The sequence below is a fragment of the Blautia intestinalis genome, assembly GCF_014297355.1.
Taxonomy (GTDB): domain Bacteria; phylum Bacillota; class Clostridia; order Lachnospirales; family Lachnospiraceae; genus Blautia_A; species Blautia_A intestinalis.
Map to the genome: position 1 here is coordinate 19,132 of NZ_JACOQE010000009.1, position 19,269 is coordinate 38,400.

Below are 19,269 nucleotides of genomic sequence, written 5' to 3' on the forward strand. Positions count from 1 at the left end.
TCACTCCTTACTGTTCCAGAGTTTTTGCTTTTTCAATTACTTCGTCTATAGTTCCTACATTGAAGAATGCATTTTCCGGATACTCATCCATCTCACCGTCGATAATCATTTTGAATCCACGGATCGTTTCTTTCAGCGGAACATATTTTCCAGGAATACCTGTGAAGTTCTCAGCTACATGGAATGGCTGAGACAGGAATTTCTGAATCTTTCTTGCACGGAATACAGTGTTTTTATCTTCATCAGAAAGTTCTTCCATGCCAAGAATTGCAATGATATCCTGCAGTTCTTTGTACTTCTGAAGGATTTCCTGTACACGACGTGCAACTTCATAGTGCTCCTCACCGACAACATCAGCTTCCAGAATACGGGAAGTAGATTCCAACGGATCAACAGCCGGATAAATACCCTGCTCTACAATCTTACGTGAAAGTACAGTCGTCGCATCCAGATGTGCGAATGTCGTTGCCGGAGCCGGGTCAGTCAGGTCATCGGCCGGTACATAAACTGCCTGAACAGATGTAACAGATCCGGATGTTGTGGAAGCGATACGTTCCTGAAGTTCACCCATCTCAGTAGCAAGTGTCGGCTGGTAACCTACTGCAGACGGCATACGTCCCAGAAGTGCGGAAACCTCGGAGCCAGCCTGTACAAAACGGAAAATATTATCAATAAAAAGAAGTACATCTCTGTGTTCCTGGTCACGGAAATACTCTGCCATGGTAAGCCCCGTCTCAGCAACACGCATACGGGATCCCGGCGGCTCATTCATCTGTCCGAACACTAAGGCTGTCTTTTCCAGTACACCTGATTCTTTCATTTCGCTCCAGAGGTCATTTCCCTCACGGGAACGCTCTCCTACACCGGTGAAAATAGAATATCCACCGTGTTCTGTAGCAATATTCTGGATCAGCTCCTGAATCAGGACTGTCTTACCAACACCGGCACCACCGAACAGACCGATCTTACCACCCTTTGCATAAGGGGCGAGCAGGTCAATAACCTTAATTCCTGTTTCCAGAATCTCAACTGCCGGTTTCTGTTCTTCAAAACTTGGCGGATCGCGATGGATCACCCAGTGTTCTGCATCGTCCAGCTGGTCTCCTCCGTCAACGGTATCACCAAGTACATTAAACAAACGTCCAAGAGTACAGTCACCTACCGGAACCTTGATTCCGCTTCCGGTCGCAATGACTTCTCTGTCTCTCTGAAGTCCCTCACTGGCGCTCAACATGATACAACGTACCACATCGTTTCCCAGATGCTGAGATACTTCCATAACACATCTCTTACCATTGTTTTCTACTTCAAGAGCATCTTTGATATCCGGCAGATCTCCATTTTCAAAAACAACATCTACAACAGGTCCCATGACCTGTACGATCTTACCTTTACTCATTATCGTCCCTTCCTTTTCTGGGCTTTCGCACCACTGCAAACCTCTGTGATCTCCTGCGTGATTGCTGCCTGACGTGCACGGTTGTACTGGATTGACAAATCCTGTAACATTTTCTTTGCACTGTCTGTAGATGACTGCATGGCGGTCATTCTGGCATTATTCTCGCTGGCATATGCCTCAACCAGACATCCATAGATCACACCGGTCAGATAATTCGGAATCATGGTATCCAGCACACCCTCTGCAGACGGAAACATCTCAATTTCCTCCTGATGGATTTCTGCCGGAATCTGAAGCGGCGAAAAGCTGGTCTTTTTTAAAGGAAGAAGCTGCATATTTACTGCTTCCATCACAACTGCATTCTGCATCTGTGTGTAAATAATATGCACCTCATCCACTTCTCTGTCCAGAAAGCTTCTTATAACTTCCTCGCTAATCATTCTTGCCCTGTGCATGGTCGGCTTCTGCACGGTATAGCGGAAGCTTCCATCCATATCCACATTTTTCTTACTGAAATACTGTCTGCCTACGACACCAAGCACATAGAGCTTGTGATAACCGGGAGTGTTTGCCATAAATTCTTCTGTCATTTTGGTGATGTTGTGATTATAAGCACCAGCCATTCCCTTATCACCGGTAACCACGATTGTCGCTATCTTTCGTTCCTCCGCAGGAATCAGATGACGAACACTGAAAAACGGATGCTGCGTATCCGGAATATGTCGGAGAATACGTGCAATCGCACTCTGCATGTTGTAGAAATAAGGCTCCGTATCAGACAATATCTTTTTGGCTTTTTTCATTTTGGAAGAGGAAATCATATACATGGCATTGGTAATTTTCATTGTGTCCTGAACACTGTTGATCCTGCTTTTTATTTCTCTTGCATTTGCCATAAGTTCCTCCTGCCGTTCACTGTAAATATCGGGAACAGAGACGGCATTCTATACACATAAATTAGTTAGTAGCTGCGCGGTCTTTAAACTCATCTGCAACCTGAAGGATCTTTTCTCCAAGTTCATCGCTGAGCAGTCCGGTTTCATCAATTTCTTTACCGATCTCCGGATAAACATTATCAAAATATGCAAGCAGATCTTTCTGATACTGTTTTACATCCTTTTTGTCCAAATGAACCATCTTCTTATGGGTAGCTGTCCACAATGTAATAACCTGCTCGTGAAGTTTCAGCGGATTGCACAGTGGCTGTTTCAGAAGTTCCATCAGGCAGCCTCCATATGCAAGCTGTGCTTTGGTCGCATCATCCAGATCTGAACTGAACTGGGTAAATACTTCCATCTCACGATACTGAGCCAGATCGATACGGACACTTCCGGAAGCTTTCTTCATGGCTTTCGTCTGTGCTGCACCACCAACTCGTGATACAGAAAGACCAACATTAACGGCCGGTCTCATTCCTGAGAAGAACAGGTCACTCTCAAGGAAGATCTGACCATCTGTGATAGAAATTACGTTGGTCGGAATATATGCGGAAACATCGCCTGCCTGTGTCTCGATGATCGGAAGTGCTGTAATAGAACCTCCTCCAAGTTTATCACTCAGACGGCTGGATCTCTCCAGAAGTCTGGAATGCAGATAAAATACGTCTCCAGGATATGCCTCACGTCCCGGGGAACGTTCAAGTAACAGTGACAGTGCTCTGTATGCCACTGCGTGTTTGGAAAGATCATCATAAACAATCAGTACGTCTTTGCCCTGATACATAAAGAACTCTGCAAGTGCAGTTCCTGCATAAGGAGCAATGTACTGAAGCGGTGCACAGTCACTGGCTGTTGAAGAAAATACAGTTGTATATTCCATCGCACCGTATTTCTCAAGGTTGGATACGACTTTCGCTACAGTAGATGCTTTCTGTCCGATTGCTACATAAATACAGATTACATCCTTACCTTTCTGGTTCAGGATGGTGTCAATTGCGAGTGATGTCTTACCGGTCTGTCTGTCACCGATGATCAGTTCTCGCTGTCCACGACCGATCGGGAACATGGAATCCAATGAAAGAATACCTGTCTCCAGCGGTACTGTGACGGATTTACGATCAATGATTCCAGGTGCCGGATTTTCTACCGGACGATATCCTTCTTCTTTGATCTCACCTTTTCCGTCGATCGGAGCACCAAGGGCATTGACAATTCTGCCTACATAACCGTTGCCGACAGGAATACCTGCCTGTTTGCCGGTACGGGTTACCTTTGTACCTTCTTTGATTCCTGTATCTTTACCAAACAGGATGCATCCCATGCTGTTGGTACGGATATCCTGAACCATTCCCTTGAGTCCGTTTTCAAATACTACAACCTCACCATACATGGCATGGTCAATTCCGTATACGGTAGCGATTCCGTCACCTACGGAGATAACCGTTCCCACTTCCTGATTCTGGCTGATCTCATCATAATTTTCTATTTCTTCCTTCAGAATAGAAATAATCTCTTCTGGGTTGATTGCGCTCAACGTTTTCACCTCCGGGTCAGTTTCTGCTGCAGCATACGATAACGTCCTCGCATGCTCCAGTCAAATTCACGTCCGTCTGCCTGAAGGATAAATCCTCCGATCAGACTTTTGTCTTCTATCATCTCTATTTCGGCGCTCTCTGCCTGAAATTCCCGGCACAAAAATGCTTTGATGCCTTCGAGCTGCTGAGCTTTCGGAGGCGTCACATATCGCATCACTGCATGAAGGATACGTTTCTGTCTCCGGCATATTTCCTCATAGTCTTCAAAAATTTCTTCCAGAAGACTTATATTTCTGTGTTTGCAGGCAACCTTTATGAAATTTTTCATTTCATCAGGAATTACCCGGTCAATCACTCTGCTCTTTGCCTCAAAAGACACCAGTGGATTCGCGAGACTTTCTTTAAGCCCCGGAACCTCACGGAATATTTCTTTTGTTATCTGTACAGCTTCTGCGGGAACAGAAAGCTCATACAATGTCTTTGCATAATTAACGGCGGTCACTGTCATCCGGATCACCTGCTTCTTCTATAAATTGATCATATAAGGATAAATCCTGATCTGCCCCACTGTTCTTACCCATGATCTTGGCTGCTGCCTCCATGGCAAGAGATGCTACATCGCCTTTCATCTGGCGCATTGCATTCTCACGTTCCATGCGGATATCTTCCTGTGCCTTTGCAAGCATCGCGTCCACTCTGGCTTCTGTCTCTTTGACGGTGTTGTCAGCCTGTGCCTTCGCTTCTTTCTTTGCCTGCTCCATGATCTGGTAGGATTCTTCTTTTGCGGATCTCAAAGCTCCCTCATACTGTTCCTGAAGTTCCTTTGCATTATCCTGTCGTTCCTTAGCTTCTGCAAACTGCTGGTCGATCATAGCTTTTCTCTGGTCCATCACATTTATGATCGGTCCGAATAAAAACTTCTTCATCATAAGATACAGAACCAACAGGTTGATGATCGTAAAGACAAGGTTGATGTCAATCTTTATCACCGTTGTCCACCTGCCTCTCTTCTGATTAATTCCATATCGTTATTAGCCGAGCATGATGATGATCAGAAGACCGATTACGAAACCGTAAATAGCTGTTGCCTCGGCAAGTGCACATCCTAACAGAAGGTTCTTACTGATTTTGCTTTCTGCTTCCGGCTGTCTTGCGATAGCTTCTACTGCCTTAGAGGTTGCGATACCGATACCAATACCTGCTCCGATACCTGTAAGTACTGCGATAGCTGCTCCGATTGCTACTAATGTTGACATAATTTTTTCCTCCTGAATTGACAAAATTTAAATTTCAAATAAATATTGAATTCTGCTTAAACATTTGTTTACTCGATTGCTTCCTTGATAAACAGTGATGTTAAGAACACAAATACATACGCCTGAATGAATCCGTCAAAGAAATCAAAATACAGGCTGAATGGTAATGGAAGAATTGCCGGACATATAAACTCCAGCAGTTTCATAACTACAAAACTTCCAAGAACGTTACCAAATAATCGCATACATAATGATGTCGGCCTGATTGCCAGTTCCAGTATATTGATTGGAAGCATGATCGGAACTGGTTCTGCAAAGCTATGCAGAAAACCTTTAAGTCCTCGTTTGTGAAATCCTGAGTACTCAATCAGAATAATGCTCATAAGCGAAAGTGCTATGGTCACATTCATATCCTTGGTAGGTGGTGTAAAACCAAACACACCCGCAATATTGGCTATTCCAATGTAAATTACGGTAGACATCAGATAAGGGATATATCTCTTCCCCTCTTCTCCCAGAATTCCCATAAAGAAATCCTGAAGAAAACTTACTCCTGATTCCAGAAGAAGCTGTTTCCTGCCCGGATTCTCAACCTTGAGATTACGAACCAGTATCAGAGAAAGTATAAGTAAAACCGCCATGATCACCCATGTAACAACTACACTCTCTGCGATCGGCACTCCGCCAAACACCGGTATCGTAAAGGCAGTCTTGCTTTCCAGCTCTTCTGCCAGTGTGGCTGATAAATTTCCCGTCTTTCTCCCTCCTTTTCTCTCGACCGCTCAAATATATTCAAAATTGGTATGACCGGTCTGCCATTTGATGCCACTATTTTACGCTCTTTGTCAAAAAAAAGTCAATATTCATTCTCCCTATTTTGTCCAAAAAGGAATGTCGAAATTTATACATTTTTCACAATTATATTTAATATAACTTCACATTATAATTGATACTTCTCCGTAGGATAAAATGGATACGGTGCCGTCTTCTTCCTGTACTTTCAGACGTCCATCCGGGCAGATTTCCAGTGCTTTTGCCCTGCAAATACTATTTCCGTCTGAAATACATATTTCCCTTCCCGGCACCATATTATGCTGTATATATTCGTCCGGAAGCTTTAATTCCTTCGTTTCTTCCAGAAGAGTATTCACGATCTCCGCTGCCAGACGGCTGCGGTCGAGGCCTGCGGCTGCCTCACGACTTTCATAAATGCCTCCGGCAATTCCCTGCAGTGCATCAGGATATCCATCAGACGCTTCAAATAGATTCAGTCCGATTCCTACCACTGCAAATTCGATATTACCACTCTCAAAGTCAGTGACTGCCTCTGTAAGAATGCCGCATACCTTCCTGCTGTTATGATAAAGGTCATTCACCCATTTAATATCCAGAGAGATTCCCGTTACTTTCTTTACTGCCTTATAAACCGCCACAGCTGCCTCAGCGGTCAGAAGCAAACTTTCCTGAATGCTTCCCTTCGGTTCAAGGATCACACTGAGATAGATCCCCGCATCCTGCGGCGAATAGAAGCTCCTGCCCCGTCGGCCGCGTCCGGCACTCTGACTTCCTGCCAGAACGAAGCTTCCATGTCCGGCTTCTCCATTCACTGCTACGGCTTTCGCTGCACGATTCGTAGAATCGACTTCCTGATACACTCCTATATAAACCTCCGGAGATAACAAAAAAGGCCGTATTGCCTCAACGGAAAGCCGATCGTTCGCCTTTGCCAGCATATAGCCTTTATTCTGTCCTGCTTCTATCTTGTATCCTTCTTCCCGCAGGGACTTCACAGCTTTCCAGATTGCTGCTCTGGTACAGTGAAGTTCCTCGGCAAGTTTCTCTCCTGAAAGTGTCTCGCCTTTCTGTTTCTCCAGAATCTCCAATAATCTTGATTTAACTGTCATATACTATTCTCTCCATAATTTTTAAGAGTCTTTTTTAAAAAAGATATGTAATCCCTGCGGATATTCTCCGGTGATACGATCACTGCACCTGTCCCCAGACCGGCAAGCCATCCATAAAACTGCGGGCTGATGCTGATACGCGCCTGCATTGTAAAATGCTCCTGATCCTTCGGTATCAACATAACATCCTGTCCAAACCGATCCAACACCACTCCTACAAAATGATTCTCAAACTCCATCTTGACAGTCTGCTCTTTCCCGCCAAACATACCGAATGTACCGGAAACATATTTCGGAAAGTCAAAGTTTCGGAAAATGTCCTCTCCTTTTCGTTTCTGTGATTCGATACTTACATGCATGATCTTATCGACGCGGTAATGCTTTACGATACCATTTCGTTCGTCAAGTCCGATCAGATAATAGTTTTCGTTGTTCCAGATCATCTTCCACGGACTCACCCGGTAACGTGCTCCGTCCCGCTTTGGCTTTAACTCTCTGGAAAAATCCCACTCGTAGTAGTTAAAACAGATCTGCCGGTTATCCGCCATGGCATCACATATCTTCTGAATGCTGTCATATATCTCGCGGTTGACTGCCTTACTCCCTGAAAGAACCGAAGTCTGATTCTGCAGTCTCTTCGCTTCACTGATGCTGGTCAGATGTTCCAGCTTGCGTACCAGTTCCCGGGACTGTCGCTCCGTAATAAAACGTGACGACTGTACAGCATCCATAAGAATCTTAAGCTCCGGAAACGAAAACTCCCTGTCTGCCAGATAATAACCGGACGGCCTTTCTCTGCGATTCTCAATCTTCATGCCGAATATGCGCAGAGTCTCTATATCCTCATAAACAGTCTTGCGTTCCACACTGATTCCATATCCCTCAAGATACAGGATAAAATCCGGAACAGACATTGGATGTTCACGGTCTGTCCTTTCCATAAACGCCTGCATCAGATATAAGATTTTCAGTTTCTGATTAAATGATTTCGGCATGAATTACTCCTCTTATTTGTCAGTCAAAGCAGCTACCACTCCCGAATATAATACCATAAAACCAAGAGCGAGAGCAATCCTGTCCGCCGAATGAAAGTCGACTTTCAAAAGCATTGCTCCCATGATCATAATCTCAATCGTAACAAGCGCACCGAGAACCATCGCCATCACACTGGATAACTTCCGGCGGTTTCTTCTTCCGTGATTTCTCTCGTTTCCATAAGCTCTTCTTCCTGCATCAGCTGTATTGACCATCTTTACATCCTCCTGTATCGAACATATTTTCCGAACACTCGTTTCTTGTATAAGAAGTATCTCACATATTATGTCCAATAAAACGGGATGAAGCAAATAAATCCAAATATATGTTCGTTTTTTATGCAGAAAGATTAATTTTTTCTATTTTCCAGCTTTTATTATCTACATATAGAACTGCCATCGTCGGTTCCTGACCGAACCGGCTCCTTCCACAGCTTCCGGGATTCAGCCAGAGCCGGTCGTCGATCATCTTCTCAAAATACGTATGTGTATGCCCGAATATGACGATCTGCGTGTCTTTGAGATCCCATGCCACATCTTTTTTATTATGTGTCATAAAAAAAGAAATATTTTCTATCTTAAACCTGAGTGCAGTTGCAATTCCCCGCGCCCAGTCTCCGTCATTGTTTCCCCTGACCGCATAAAGACTTCCCAATGGCCGAAGCTGATCCAGAATCTCCGGCCGGTCCACATCCCCGGCATGCAGGATGCAGTCACAGGTTTTCAGTATTTTGAGAACTTCCGGTCTCAGAAGTCCATGTGTATCTGAAATGATCCCAATCTTTTTTGCCATGTTTCTCCTCCTGATCTGCCGGATAATCATTGTCTGACATATTTAATAACCTTCAGTTCTTCTTCTTATAAAATTCCCTGTTCTCTGAAGCATGCAGCTGCTTTTTCATATTGCGGCATGCTCACCTTGTATTCTCTGCCCATTCGTACTACTTCATATACCATCCCATCCATCTCCGAACGTTTTCCTTCCATGACATCTCTTTGCATGGATGTCGTCGCTTCCGGAGAAAGTGACGCCAGTATCTTAAGATTTCTCTCAACCAGATCTTCCTCGAACTCAATTCCCATTGCGTGAGAAAGTGCAACGATCTCGCGTATAAGTGCCTTGAACATCTCTCTCTGCTCGCCTTCCCGCTGAAAATCAGCAGCAACGGCATTGCAGTAAAGACCTGCTGCCCCAATCGGTGAGACATAGGAAAATTTCACCATGGCATCTCTGCGTATATTTTCGGACAGGACAACCTCCATCTCATCCGATGCCATGTCTTTTGCCACTTCACGCATTTTTTCTGTCTCTTCTTCCGGTTTTCTTGCTCCAAACACCACTCTTAGGATTTTTCCATGCTGAAGGATCACACCAGGTTCCAGAATATTGGCAGAAACATAAATACAACCGTCCGGCACAGTAAGCTCCGGAAGTTTTTTCTGCAGACGGCCGCCCGTTCCATATATATTCAGAATCGGAATTACAACCGTTTCTTTTCCTGCAATTTTCTTTATGGCCGGAACCGTTTCATCCATGGAATAGCCTTTAACGCAAATCAGTATCACATCCGGTGTTTCTTTATATTCCTCTGCGGTGCATGCTTTTACCGGAAGTGTTTCTCTGCTTTCATCCCACAGTTTCTGTATCGTCAGTCCGTTTTTTCTGATTGCTTCCAGATGTTTTCCTCTGGCAATCAATGTCACGTCTTTTCCTGCTTTTTCCAGAAAGAATCCAAGGCATCCCCCTGTTCCCCCGGCTCCTATGATTGCATATTTCATCTGATACATTCTCCTTTGTTTTCATATTACAGGAAATCCCTGTAAAAAATCGGCTCCCCGATCATGGAGAGCCGAAAAATACAGCCACAGGCTGTCCTGCATCTTATATGTTCTTTGCACAGATATCCGCAAGGCAGCATCTGTCACAGTAAGGTTTTGTCCTTGCCGTGCATACCTCGCGTCCATGATATACCAGACGATGACAGAAATCGCTGCCTTCTTCCGGCGGTATGATCTTCCAGAGAGCCATCTCAACCTTTTTGGGTTCTTTGATTCCGTCAACCAGACCGATGCGGTTACACAGACGGATACAATGTGTGTCCGTCACAATCGCCGGTTTCCCGAAAACATCACCCATGATCAGGTTTGCACTCTTGCGTCCGACTCCCGGAAGCTTCAGAAGTTCCTCGAAAGTCGTCGGTACATTGTCTGCATACTGTTCGTGCAGGATACGCATACAGGCACTGATATCCCGCGCCTTGCTTTTGCCGAGTCCGCACGGACGGACGATTGTCTCTATATCCTCCGGTTCTGCTGCGGCAAGTGACGCAACATCCGGGTATTTTGCATACAGATCTTCTACAACAACATTTACCCTTGCATCGGTACACTGCGCTGCCAGACGGACACTGACGAGCAGTTTCCATGCCTGATCATAATCCAGTGTACAGCCTGCATCCGGATATTCTTTTTTCAGTCGGTCGATCACTTCCAGTGCCAGCTTCTCTTTTGTCATTCTTTTTGCTTCCCCGATATCGTAATTAAATAGTTCCGAAAATACGGTCGCCTGCATCGCCAAGTCCCGGGCAGATGTAAGCATGGTCGTTCAGTTCACGGTCCAGATGTCCTACATAGATCTGCACATCCGGATGTTCTTTGTGAAGACGCTCCAGACCCTGTGGTGCTGCAATAACAAACATACATTTGATGTTCTTTCCGCCATGAGCTTTGATCATTCTGACCGCATCAACAGCGGAACCGCCGGTTGCAAGCATCGGATCTGTGACAACGATCAGGCGCTGTTCGATCGGATCCGGAAGTTTACAGTAATATTCGTGTGGTTCATGTGTCTCAGGATCTCTGTAAAGTCCGATATGACCGATCTTTGCAGACGGAACAAGCGTAGTGATTCCATTTACCATACCAAGGCCTGCACGAAGCACCGGAACAACAGCCAGTTTCTTACCGGAAATCATCGGTGTCATACATGTCTCGATCGGTGTTTCGACCTCAACATCCTCAAGCGGAAGATCTCTCAGCGCTTCATATCCCATAAGTACTGCTATTTCTTCGATCAGTTTACGAAACTCGTTTGTTCCTGTATTTTTGTTGCGAAGCATAGAAATTTTGTGCTGGATCAGCGGATGATCCATAATAAATACGTTCTCCATGTTTTCCTCCATCTGTGACTTTATCGTACTCTGTAACTTATAACTATGGTGATTATACCTTATTTCTTTTCCATTGACAACTCCCGCCGAAATGATACACTGAAATATAAAGTTACCGTTGTTGCTGTTCACTCCGTTCACAGCAGCTTACAGTTTACATACCATATGTATCTAACATCATTATAACTATTCCCCGCATTTGAAAGGAGCATCCAAAATGACTTCATATGAAGAGGAATTTCTTTCCACCGGACAGGAAGCGCGCCGTCTGTCGATCGCACTTTTGCGCTTTATTGAAATCGACGACCCTGAATGGAAAAATAAATATCAGAAATACCTGTCTTTGCGGTTTCGTCCTGCACTTTCCACTCTGATCCGCGACGGAGATCTGACTCGGGTACAGGCACTGTGCAGCTTTGCTCCTGTCACGGAATCCACCCTCAATTCTTTTATTGATGTGGCTGTTCAGAATCAGCGGGAAGAAATCCTCTCTTTTCTTATGAATCTGAAAAAAGACCGCTTTGGTTTTCATGACCGTGAATTTACTCTTTAGACCGTTCTCAGGGGGTTTTTTATGAATCGTACAGTATCTGCAGAATCCTGTCCTCTCTGCCTGAAAATCTGGAATCTGACACGGGAACAGCTTTCTGTAAAATATCCTTTTTTTCGAAAATTAATATGGGATTTTTCTTTTCAGGAATCCTCTGACACGTATACTGCCGGAACAGACGGACACATCATTTATTTTGCTCCTGAATTTCTGATCCGGACTTTCCAGACTGATCCGGACGCACTGGAATCATTGCTTCTGCACATATTGTATCACTGCCTGTTCCTGCACCTTGTGATGGAAACACCTTCTGACCACATTCTGTGGAATCAGGCCTGCGACATTTCCGTTGATCGGTTGATCACAGGGGACAGCGATACCATATCCCCGTCAGTCATCTATCAAAATCTGATGACCGATGCATCCCCCAAAGAGCATCCGACAGTCGATGATCACCGGTTCTGGAGACTTGCTGACCGCCAAAAACTTCTCGAACAAATAAAAAAAATCTGGAATTCCGGATCAGGTGCCGCTGGTCTCGGGCTGTACGGAAATTCCGGACGTGGAACGGCTCCCGGCAATCTTAGCGAAAAACTTGCCCTGCACCATAAACACCGCTATGACTTCCGCCGTTTTCTCAGACGTTTCGCTATTCAACGAGAAGAACTGCACACCGACACATCTGGTTTTGATTATATTCCTTATGTCTATGGACTGAATCATTACGGAAACATGCCTCTGATCGAGCATCTGGAATATCAGGAAATGAACCGTATGGAAGAGCTTGTGATCGCGATTGATACCTCCGGCTCCTGCACGACTGAAACGGTACGCCGCTTCATGGAAGAAACTTACGGAATCCTCAGTGACCATGAGAATTTTTTCCGCAAAATGAACCTTTACATCATCCAGTGTGACAGTTTTATTCAGGACTGTGCACATATCACCTGTGAAAAAGACTGGGAACGATACCTTGGCAATCTGCAGATTCACGGACGCGGCGGCACAGATTTCAGACCGGTTTTTGAATATGTGGAAACGCTGCGCTCTGAGGGAAAGCTCCGAAAATTAAAAGGTCTTCTGTACTTTACCGACGGTGACGGAATTTATCCGCAAAGACCAGCCACTTATCAGACCGCATTTGTTTTTTATCATGAAAAAGCCCTGCACCAGCAGGTTCCCATATGGGCTGCAAAACTCTATCTGGACGATGAGAATTTCAGGCAGTGATCTCTGCCCTTCCCATACAGACCTTCCGGAGAAAGGATACATAACCTTATGAATATCAAAGATGCAAAAAAAGAATTGCTTCACACAATACAGGTTTACACCAGAAAGGATGCACATGGACGCTATCTCATGCCGGCTGTGCGCCAGCGTCCGCTGTTGCTTATCGGGCCGCCCGGCATCGGAAAGACCGCCATTATGGAACAGGTTGCAAAAGAATGCAGAATCGGTCTTGTTTCCTATACGATCACACACCACACACGCCAGAGTGCAGTCGGACTTCCCGTAATTGTAAAAAAGAACTTTCAGGGAAAAGAATACTCCATAACGGAATACACAATGAGCGAGATCATTGCATCCGTATATGAAAAGATTGAAGAAACCTCCTGCAAAGAGGGTATTCTTTTTATTGATGAAATCAACTGCGTGTCTGAAACGCTGGTTCCGACCATGCTGCAGTTTCTCCAGAACAAAACCTTCGGTACGCATCCTGTCCCGGAAGGATGGATCATTGCTGCTGCCGGCAACCCGGTCGAATACAACCGCTCTGCCAGGGAGTTTGATATCGTCACGCTTGACCGCGTAAAAAGAATGGATATTGAGCCGGATCTTGACATCTGGAAGGAATATGCCTATGCCAGAGACCTGCATACTTCTGTCATTTCCTACTTAAATCTGAAAAAAGAACATTTTTATCACATTGAAAACACCGCTGACGGAGTCTCCTTTGTGACCGCCCGTGGCTGGGAAGACCTTTCTTCTATTTTATTCGGATATGAAGAACTGGGATTCATCCCTGATGAAAAACTGATCCGCCAGTATATTCAGGACAACGATATTGCCAGAGATTTTGCCGCTTATTATCAGCTGTATGCGAAATACCGCAGGGATTACCCGATTGCCGGACTACTGGAAGGAAACTTAAGCGAAAAAAATTTTCATGCAGTATGCGCCATGGCATCTTCTGCTCCGTCAGATGAACGTCTCAGTGTATGCAGTCTTCTTCTCGATGGATGGAACAGGTATTTCCTGCTGTTCGAGAAAGAAGACCATTTCGTAATACGGCTTCAGGAGACACTTTCTCAGGCAAAAGCTGCCCTGCTTGCCGGCTCCTCTCTGACCGATTTTGCAGAACAGTATCGAAATGCATTAAAAATCCGCCAGCAGAATCAGCTTCTTGACGGTCGTGAAACAGACGAATCCGAAAAAATAGCCCGCATCCTCGAAAACTGTCTGATAGAAACAAGAAAAAAGCGACTCAATACACCCGAAGAAATCATTGATGTCCTCCGAACTGCATTGAGCCGTTCTGCCACCTCCCGTAAAGATCTCGCACAGAAGACACAGCTTGCACTGAAACAGGGCTTTGCCTTTGCAAAAACTGCTTTTCATGATGGACCGGAATTACTCTTTCTGATCTCCGATCTCAGCCACAACAGCCATGCCATGTCTTTTATCCGCACTTTCGGATGTGAAGAATATTTTGTTTTCAGTAAAAAACTTGAGTTCCGGAAAGAACGCGCACAGCTTCTTCAGGAAATTGATGCAGCTACATTTAACTTTCCCGGCTGAACCTTCCGTGCATCTTCCGGTAACTGCCATTCTGCTGTTCCAGAATCTCGCGGAACTGAGATGCATACATACCAAGCGACATCGTCATGCATACGGCACATGCACCAATCAGTACATTGGAAGTCGAATACGGAAGTCTCGGACCCGCCATCAGGATCATAACAACTACATACGTCACTGCCGTATTCAGCTTGCCATGCCACTGTGGTTCGATGGTCGTTCTCGTTTCCATGATCACCTTCCATCCGGTAACCATCATGTAGCATTCTTTGACCGCAAACAGAATCAGCACAAGTTTTGCAAGCGGGTAGCGCGGAACCAGATATGCCAGCATCACTCCCTGCATAGCTTTATCGGCCACCGGGTCAAGGATCCGTCCGAACTTGCTGACACTGTTAAACGAGCGCGCAATCCTGCCGTCCAGAATATCCGTAGCTGCTGCCGCGATCACAAGCAGTACAAGCAGTGGCCGGTACTGTACGGTACCATATCTCTCAAAGATTCCCAGAAACAGAATAGCCAGGATGAGACGTACGGAACTTAAGAGATTCGGCAGCGTCAGAATCTCTTTCTTTGTAAATACTTCTGCCAGTCGTTCCTGTCTGGCGGGAATTACCTTGTAGAACAACTGGTAACAAAGGATATTCAAAATCAATGCAGTCATTACATCGGCAACACTGTGCTGTTTCAAAAACATAGTTGATAAAACGATCGATATACTGAGAACAATCTGTGCTGCAGTGAAAATCCGATTCTTCCGGCAGCGTTCATTCTGGTAAAGCGCAATACAGCTTGCCGTCGCATTGAACACATGCATACTCGGAAAAATATTGGTCGGTGTGTCAATCTTGTACAGAAATCTGACAACATTCAGAAATACACTGTCACCGGCAGTCGTAAGATCCGGTCTCAAATGCTGTCCGTTCGGATAAACAAAGGAAATCAGCAAAAACAGTGTCATACCTGCTCCTAAAGTTCCGAGATACTGATAATATTCTTTTTTGCTCGGGCACGATATTGTAAAATAAATTACTGTACCGATCAGGAAAAAATACCACATTACATATGGAATAATAAAGTACTCACAAAATGGAATTCTGTCATCTGCAAGAGAATGAATGATATGTATTTTTACATTGCTCTGCTCCATCAGCATAAATGCAACCATATAAAAAATCCCATATGCCGGTATGATCCATAAATGCTTTGATTTCTTCAGATAATTCAAACTATCACCTTTCCGTCCTTTCGGCCTCAGCCTGATTCTGTCGTCTTCAGGATTTCTGATTTTTCTGTAGCTTATAATATACCCTATTCTATCAAATAATCAATGCACAAAATGCCGAAAATGGATTGTTTTACAAAAATTTTATGATTCCTTTATAAAAACTAAAAGACCTTTATGAAATCTAAAAAAGAAGAAGCGTTTTATGCTACGCTTCCTCTTCTTCTCTGCTGATCATTCTTACATATCTGCTGAAATTCTCTTAATTTTTCTTTTGCCTGAAGACTTAAATCCTGCGGTACCTGAATCCGGATCGTCACATACTGATCACCATGTACAGCCGGATCCTTCATGGAAACGATTCCCTTACCTCTCAGGCGGATTTTTCTTCCTGTCTGTGCGCCCTCCGGGATCTTACAGATCACATCTCCGTATAACGTCGACACCTTCGCTTCACCGCCAAATACAGCAGTTGTAAACGGAATCTCTGTCGTTGTATAGACATCCATGCCCTTTCGCTCAAAACCGGCTTTTGGTGTTACGCTGACTTTAAGGAAAAGATCGCCTGCCGGTCCTCCGTTAAATCCGGGATTTCCCTTACCTTTCAGCCGGATACTCTTACCATCTTCAATTCCTGCCGGAATGTGAACCTTTAACGTCTGAACAGTTCCGTTACCGGACGTATCCGACAATCTCAGCATCTTGTCACAGCCAAAAGCAGCATCCTCAAAACTGATGCTTACCTCCGAGTGAAGGTCACTGCCCTTTGCCTGTGCACTTCTGCCTCCGAAGCCACCGCCAAAGCCACTCTGACTATGGAATCCATGACCGCCAAAGCCGCTGCTCTGACTGCCTGCGCCACTGTTCTGTCCATGGAACATATTTCCGAAGATATCACCGAAAATATCGCCCATGTCTCCCATATTGCCATTTTCAAAATGATATTCATGATATCCGCCATTGCCGTTCTGACCAAAATCAAAACCGCCGAAGCCGCCATGAAAACCATTTCCGGCTGTGCCCTGACCGCCGTTTCCATACGGATTGCCGCCCTCTTCAAATGCGGCAAAGCCATACTGGTCATATAATTTCTTCTTCTCTGTATCACTTAATACATTGTATGCTTCTGTAATTTCTTTAAATTTCTGTTCAGCCTGTTTGTCACCGGGATTCATATCCGGATGATATTTCTTCGCAAGCTTTCTGTATGCTTTCTTAATCTCCTTGGCATCGGCATTTCTTCCAATCCCAAGGACTTCATAATAATCTCTCTTCGCCATAATGCCACCTCCGGTTTACTTGTCAAAAAAGAGATGCAGTTTCTTCTCACCGCATCCCTTTCCATCTCCTCTTGTTCTATTTGTAATATAACACGCATTTTATGCTATGTCAAGTGTTCGGAGAATATTTCTGAAAATTGCTCAAATGAAACCCTGACTTTACTGAAAATTACACTCAGAAATAATCCGATATGTATGGTGTCTGCTGCTCAATCGCATCCTCAAGCATATCGATTGTCCATTCTGCTGCCTGAATACGGCCGATCTTTGCCAGATATTCCGGTCGCTTATAGCCCATCAACATTGTCGTCATGGTCTGGATGTCAATTGTATCCTCACATTTTTCCATAATCCGCATGACCTGTCCGTGGCCTTCACGAGAGATCGTCAGATAAAAATATCCCTGATTGCATTCCATGATCGGATCGATCAGTTTGAATTTCCATTCACGGTCAAGTACGCTTGGTTTGAAAGGATATTTTTCTATAAAGGAAACGAAATCTACGATTCTTCCCATATAATATGGAGAGATCACTTCTTTTATTCCGGCATCTTCGAGAAGAAATGCCAGCGGCTCATCCGTATAGGTATCACCCTCGACCTGATTGATCATGGAAAAATGTGCCGCAACAAAATTCCAGAGGCCGGTGCGGGCATCCTCATTAATAAAAATCATATCCTTGATGTGGAATACCTCATTTGCAATCCAGTAGATCACATAACCATCCGGTTCGTTTTTTTCATTGTAATAGATTGCAGCCATAATATCATCAGAATCCCAAAGCCAGTATTCGTTCCATGCCAGATCATCACGAAGAATTGCCCCATGTGTACGCATGGCATAACGTTCGTAGGTTTCTTTCAGCTCATCACTCTCAGTCTTTACACGACGCACATCTCCCGGAACCTGACGGTTCTTCGGAAGCTGATAATCCTTAATTTCATAAGAGATCTTGTCTGAGATCAGTTCCCAGCCCTTACGTCTGTAGTACGGAATTGAATATGGGTAAAGATAACAGATATCCTGGCCTTTCTCTTTCATGTTTTTCAGTGCCTGTTCCAGAAGCTTATGCATCAGTCCCATGTTGGAATACTCCGGATAAGTACCGACTCCTGTCAGGCCGCCCATCGCATAGGTCTGACCAAAGATCCTTGCATGCATCGGATAGACCGCCACCTGTGAAACAAGTGTGTCGTTGTCAAACCATCCAATGACATCTGCTTTTTCCATGGTAGGAAATTTCGCACGGATGATCTCGCGCTCCTGCCAGCCGATCGAACTTAACTCCTGCTCGGTAACCTGAAAAACATAGCGAAGAAGGGCATTATACTGTTCCATATATTCGCTGCCTACGGGTTTCATCTTGAGATTCTTTTTGTTATTCATATTTCCTTTCCTTTTAACTGTTGCCTGTTACCCACAAGTCCCACCCCTCGGCTGAAGGGTGGGACTGTATTTGTGCCATATCTTATACTGAAGTGCTCCAACCTCAACTCCACTACGTTTCGTTTCGGTTGAGGGCATCCGCCCTATACATCCTCTGATGTCAACATGTTTACATGCACGCATGACACATGATGCCATCTTCGTCTGTGCACTTCAGATTTTGAATCAAAACTCCGGTTCAATTAAACCGTATGTGTTTCCTTTACGTTTATATACTACGTTGACCTGTTCGGTCTCTGCATTGAAGAATACGAAGAAATTGTGTCCCAGAAGTTCCATCTGTACACATGCGTCTTCCGGATACATTGGTTTGATCCCGAATTTCTTGGTACGGATAATCTTTACTTCATCATCCTCTTCATATTCTTTGTCCAGATATTCTTTCTGGAAGTTTGCTGCAGCCTGCTGTTTGTCTACGATTTTATTTTTGTATTTACGAAGCTGACGCTCGATGACTTCTTCTACCAGATCGATAGATACATACATATCGTTGCTTACCTGCTCGGATCTGATGATGTTTCCTTTCATCGGGATCGTTACTTCGATTTTCTGTCTTTCTTTTTCAACACTTAAGGTTACGATAACCTCTGTGTCCGGTGTGAAATACCGTTCCAGTTTGCCGAGTTTGTCCTCAACGGCTGTTTTGAGTCCCGGAGATACTGTGATGTTTTTTCCGCTGATAATAAATTTCATAATCCCATCCCCTTTGCTGTTTATTTTGGATGATATTTA

The 19,269-nt window shown here is 44.6% G+C and carries 21 protein-coding genes; 3 read left to right on the top strand and 18 right to left on the bottom strand.

All coding sequences use genetic code 11. The features are described 5' to 3' along the window. Nucleotides 1-7: 7 nt before the first annotated feature. The 14 genes from atpD to upp all read right to left on the bottom strand — a co-directional run bounded on the left by atpD (nt 8) and on the right by upp (nt 11,236). Nucleotides 8-1,399: a F0F1 ATP synthase subunit beta gene (gene atpD / locus H8Z79_RS12750; protein WP_015540755.1), complete on the bottom strand. Its 1,392-nt coding sequence runs from the start codon at nt 1,397-1,399 to the stop codon at nt 8-10. Continuing rightward, nucleotides 1,399-2,295, bottom strand: coding sequence for an ATP synthase F1 subunit gamma (gene atpG, locus H8Z79_RS12755; RefSeq protein WP_118041018.1), 897 nt, complete (start codon nt 2,293-2,295; stop codon nt 1,399-1,401). Before atpG ends, atpD begins: the two co-directional genes overlap by 1 nt. Before the next feature lie 61 nt (nt 2,296-2,356). After that, nucleotides 2,357-3,871 (bottom strand): F0F1 ATP synthase subunit alpha, encoded by a 1,515-nt coding sequence (gene atpA / locus H8Z79_RS12760; protein ID WP_182279261.1) that lies wholly within the window; start codon nt 3,869-3,871, stop codon nt 2,357-2,359. A 5-nt stretch (nt 3,872-3,876) separates the two neighbouring features. Next, nucleotides 3,877-4,380 carry an ATP synthase F1 subunit delta gene (atpH, locus tag H8Z79_RS12765; protein ID WP_015540753.1) on the bottom strand — a complete coding sequence of 168 codons (504 nt, stop codon included), beginning with the start codon at nt 4,378-4,380 and terminating at the stop codon, nt 3,877-3,879. Beyond that, nucleotides 4,361-4,861, bottom strand: a complete 501-nt coding sequence (atpF, locus tag H8Z79_RS12770) for a F0F1 ATP synthase subunit B (RefSeq protein WP_118041014.1) — start codon at nt 4,859-4,861, stop codon at nt 4,361-4,363. Before atpF ends, atpH begins: the two co-directional genes overlap by 20 nt. 42 nt (nt 4,862-4,903) lie before the next feature. After that, nucleotides 4,904-5,128, bottom strand: coding sequence for an ATP synthase F0 subunit C (gene atpE / locus H8Z79_RS12775; RefSeq protein WP_015540752.1), 225 nt, complete (start codon nt 5,126-5,128; stop codon nt 4,904-4,906). 68 nt (nt 5,129-5,196) lie between these two features. Beyond that, nucleotides 5,197-5,862 carry a F0F1 ATP synthase subunit A gene (locus tag H8Z79_RS12780; RefSeq protein WP_118041012.1) on the bottom strand — a complete coding sequence of 222 codons (666 nt, stop codon included), beginning with the start codon at nt 5,860-5,862 and terminating at the stop codon, nt 5,197-5,199. Between the two features lie 201 nt (nt 5,863-6,063). Beyond that, entirely contained in the window at nt 6,064-7,032 is a 969-nt protein-coding gene (locus tag H8Z79_RS12785; protein ID WP_015540751.1) for a biotin--[acetyl-CoA-carboxylase] ligase, read from the bottom strand. Further along, a complete protein-coding gene (locus H8Z79_RS12790; RefSeq protein WP_118041010.1) occupies nt 7,029-8,027 on the bottom strand; it encodes a helix-turn-helix transcriptional regulator in 999 nt (332 codons plus the stop codon). Before H8Z79_RS12790 ends, H8Z79_RS12785 begins: the two co-directional genes overlap by 4 nt. 12 nt (nt 8,028-8,039) lie before the next feature. Continuing rightward, on the bottom strand, nt 8,040-8,282 hold the full coding sequence (locus H8Z79_RS12795) for a hypothetical protein (protein ID WP_015540749.1): 243 nt from the start codon (nt 8,280-8,282) through the stop codon (nt 8,040-8,042). Between the two features lie 121 nt (nt 8,283-8,403). After that, complete coding sequence (locus tag H8Z79_RS12800; RefSeq protein WP_118041008.1) at nt 8,404-8,859, bottom strand: metallophosphoesterase family protein; 456 nt, start codon at nt 8,857-8,859, stop codon at nt 8,404-8,406. 65 nt (nt 8,860-8,924) lie between these two features. After that, nucleotides 8,925-9,845, bottom strand: a complete 921-nt coding sequence (locus H8Z79_RS12805; RefSeq protein ID WP_118041006.1) for a ketopantoate reductase family protein — start codon at nt 9,843-9,845, stop codon at nt 8,925-8,927. A gap of 103 nt (nt 9,846-9,948) precedes the next feature. Continuing rightward, entirely contained in the window at nt 9,949-10,581 is a 633-nt protein-coding gene (locus H8Z79_RS12810; RefSeq protein WP_118041004.1) for an endonuclease III domain-containing protein, read from the bottom strand. A 25-nt stretch (nt 10,582-10,606) separates the two neighbouring features. Further along, on the bottom strand, nt 10,607-11,236 hold the full coding sequence (gene upp / locus H8Z79_RS12815) for a uracil phosphoribosyltransferase (protein WP_015540745.1): 630 nt from the start codon (nt 11,234-11,236) through the stop codon (nt 10,607-10,609). A gap of 217 nt (nt 11,237-11,453) precedes the next feature. On the opposite strand from upp, the gene H8Z79_RS12820 reads away from it, so the two are divergent. The 3 genes from H8Z79_RS12820 to H8Z79_RS12830 are packed head-to-tail and all read left to right on the top strand — an operon-like array spanning nt 11,454 to nt 14,585. Beyond that, the gene (locus tag H8Z79_RS12820) at nt 11,454-11,789 is read left to right on the top strand and encodes a hypothetical protein (RefSeq protein WP_118041002.1); all 336 of its coding nucleotides are present in this window, start codon (nt 11,454-11,456) and stop codon (nt 11,787-11,789) included. A 21-nt stretch (nt 11,790-11,810) separates the two neighbouring features. Beyond that, nucleotides 11,811-13,016: a vWA domain-containing protein gene (locus H8Z79_RS12825; RefSeq protein ID WP_118041000.1), complete on the top strand. Its 1,206-nt coding sequence runs from the start codon at nt 11,811-11,813 to the stop codon at nt 13,014-13,016. Between the two features lie 48 nt (nt 13,017-13,064). Next, complete coding sequence (locus H8Z79_RS12830) at nt 13,065-14,585, top strand: ATP-binding protein (protein ID WP_118040998.1); 1,521 nt, start codon at nt 13,065-13,067, stop codon at nt 14,583-14,585. Here the strand turns inward: H8Z79_RS12830 and H8Z79_RS12835 are convergent. The 4 genes from H8Z79_RS12835 to hpf all read right to left on the bottom strand — a co-directional run bounded on the left by H8Z79_RS12835 (nt 14,569) and on the right by hpf (nt 19,230). After that, entirely contained in the window at nt 14,569-15,813 is a 1,245-nt protein-coding gene (locus H8Z79_RS12835; RefSeq protein ID WP_182279260.1) for a CDP-alcohol phosphatidyltransferase family protein, read from the bottom strand. The two genes, H8Z79_RS12830 and H8Z79_RS12835, sit on opposite strands and share 17 nt — an antisense overlap. Nucleotides 15,814-16,013: 200 nt before the next feature. Then, complete coding sequence (locus H8Z79_RS12840; protein WP_182001894.1) at nt 16,014-17,090, bottom strand: DnaJ C-terminal domain-containing protein; 1,077 nt, start codon at nt 17,088-17,090, stop codon at nt 16,014-16,016. A 175-nt stretch (nt 17,091-17,265) separates the two neighbouring features. Further along, nucleotides 17,266-18,477: a GNAT family N-acetyltransferase gene (locus tag H8Z79_RS12845; protein WP_015540740.1), complete on the bottom strand. Its 1,212-nt coding sequence runs from the start codon at nt 18,475-18,477 to the stop codon at nt 17,266-17,268. A gap of 225 nt (nt 18,478-18,702) precedes the next feature. Further along, a complete protein-coding gene (gene hpf, locus H8Z79_RS12850) occupies nt 18,703-19,230 on the bottom strand; it encodes a ribosome hibernation-promoting factor, HPF/YfiA family (RefSeq protein ID WP_015540739.1) in 528 nt (175 codons plus the stop codon). Between the last annotated feature and the right edge of the window lie 39 nt (nt 19,231-19,269).

Coding starts and splice junctions, on each gene's coding strand:
- atpD (WP_015540755.1), bottom strand. CDS start 1,399: ATGAGTAAAGGTAAGATCGTACAGGTCATGGGACCTGTTGTAGATGTT.
- atpG (WP_118041018.1), bottom strand. CDS start 2,295: ATGGCAAATGCAAGAGAAATAAAAAGCAGGATCAACAGTGTTCAGGAC.
- atpH (WP_015540753.1), bottom strand. CDS start 4,380: ATGACAGTGACCGCCGTTAATTATGCAAAGACATTGTATGAGCTTTCT.
- atpE (WP_015540752.1), bottom strand. CDS start 5,128: ATGTCAACATTAGTAGCAATCGGAGCAGCTATCGCAGTACTTACAGGT.
- H8Z79_RS12785 (WP_015540751.1), bottom strand. CDS start 7,032: ATGACAGTTAAATCAAGATTATTGGAGATTCTGGAGAAACAGAAAGGC.
- H8Z79_RS12790 (WP_118041010.1), bottom strand. CDS start 8,027: ATGCCGAAATCATTTAATCAGAAACTGAAAATCTTATATCTGATGCAG.
- H8Z79_RS12795 (WP_015540749.1), bottom strand. CDS start 8,282: ATGGTCAATACAGCTGATGCAGGAAGAAGAGCTTATGGAAACGAGAGA.
- H8Z79_RS12800 (WP_118041008.1), bottom strand. CDS start 8,859: ATGGCAAAAAAGATTGGGATCATTTCAGATACACATGGACTTCTGAGA.
- H8Z79_RS12805 (WP_118041006.1), bottom strand. CDS start 9,845: ATGAAATATGCAATCATAGGAGCCGGGGGAACAGGGGGATGCCTTGGA.
- H8Z79_RS12810 (WP_118041004.1), bottom strand. CDS start 10,581: ATGACAAAAGAGAAGCTGGCACTGGAAGTGATCGACCGACTGAAAAAA.
- upp (WP_015540745.1), bottom strand. CDS start 11,236: ATGGAGAACGTATTTATTATGGATCATCCGCTGATCCAGCACAAAATT.
- H8Z79_RS12820 (WP_118041002.1), top strand. CDS start 11,454: ATGACTTCATATGAAGAGGAATTTCTTTCCACCGGACAGGAAGCGCGC.
- H8Z79_RS12825 (WP_118041000.1), top strand. CDS start 11,811: ATGAATCGTACAGTATCTGCAGAATCCTGTCCTCTCTGCCTGAAAATC.
- H8Z79_RS12830 (WP_118040998.1), top strand. CDS start 13,065: ATGAATATCAAAGATGCAAAAAAAGAATTGCTTCACACAATACAGGTT.
- H8Z79_RS12840 (WP_182001894.1), bottom strand. CDS start 17,090: ATGGCGAAGAGAGATTATTATGAAGTCCTTGGGATTGGAAGAAATGCC.
- H8Z79_RS12845 (WP_015540740.1), bottom strand. CDS start 18,477: ATGAATAACAAAAAGAATCTCAAGATGAAACCCGTAGGCAGCGAATAT.
- hpf (WP_015540739.1), bottom strand. CDS start 19,230: ATGAAATTTATTATCAGCGGAAAAAACATCACAGTATCTCCGGGACTC.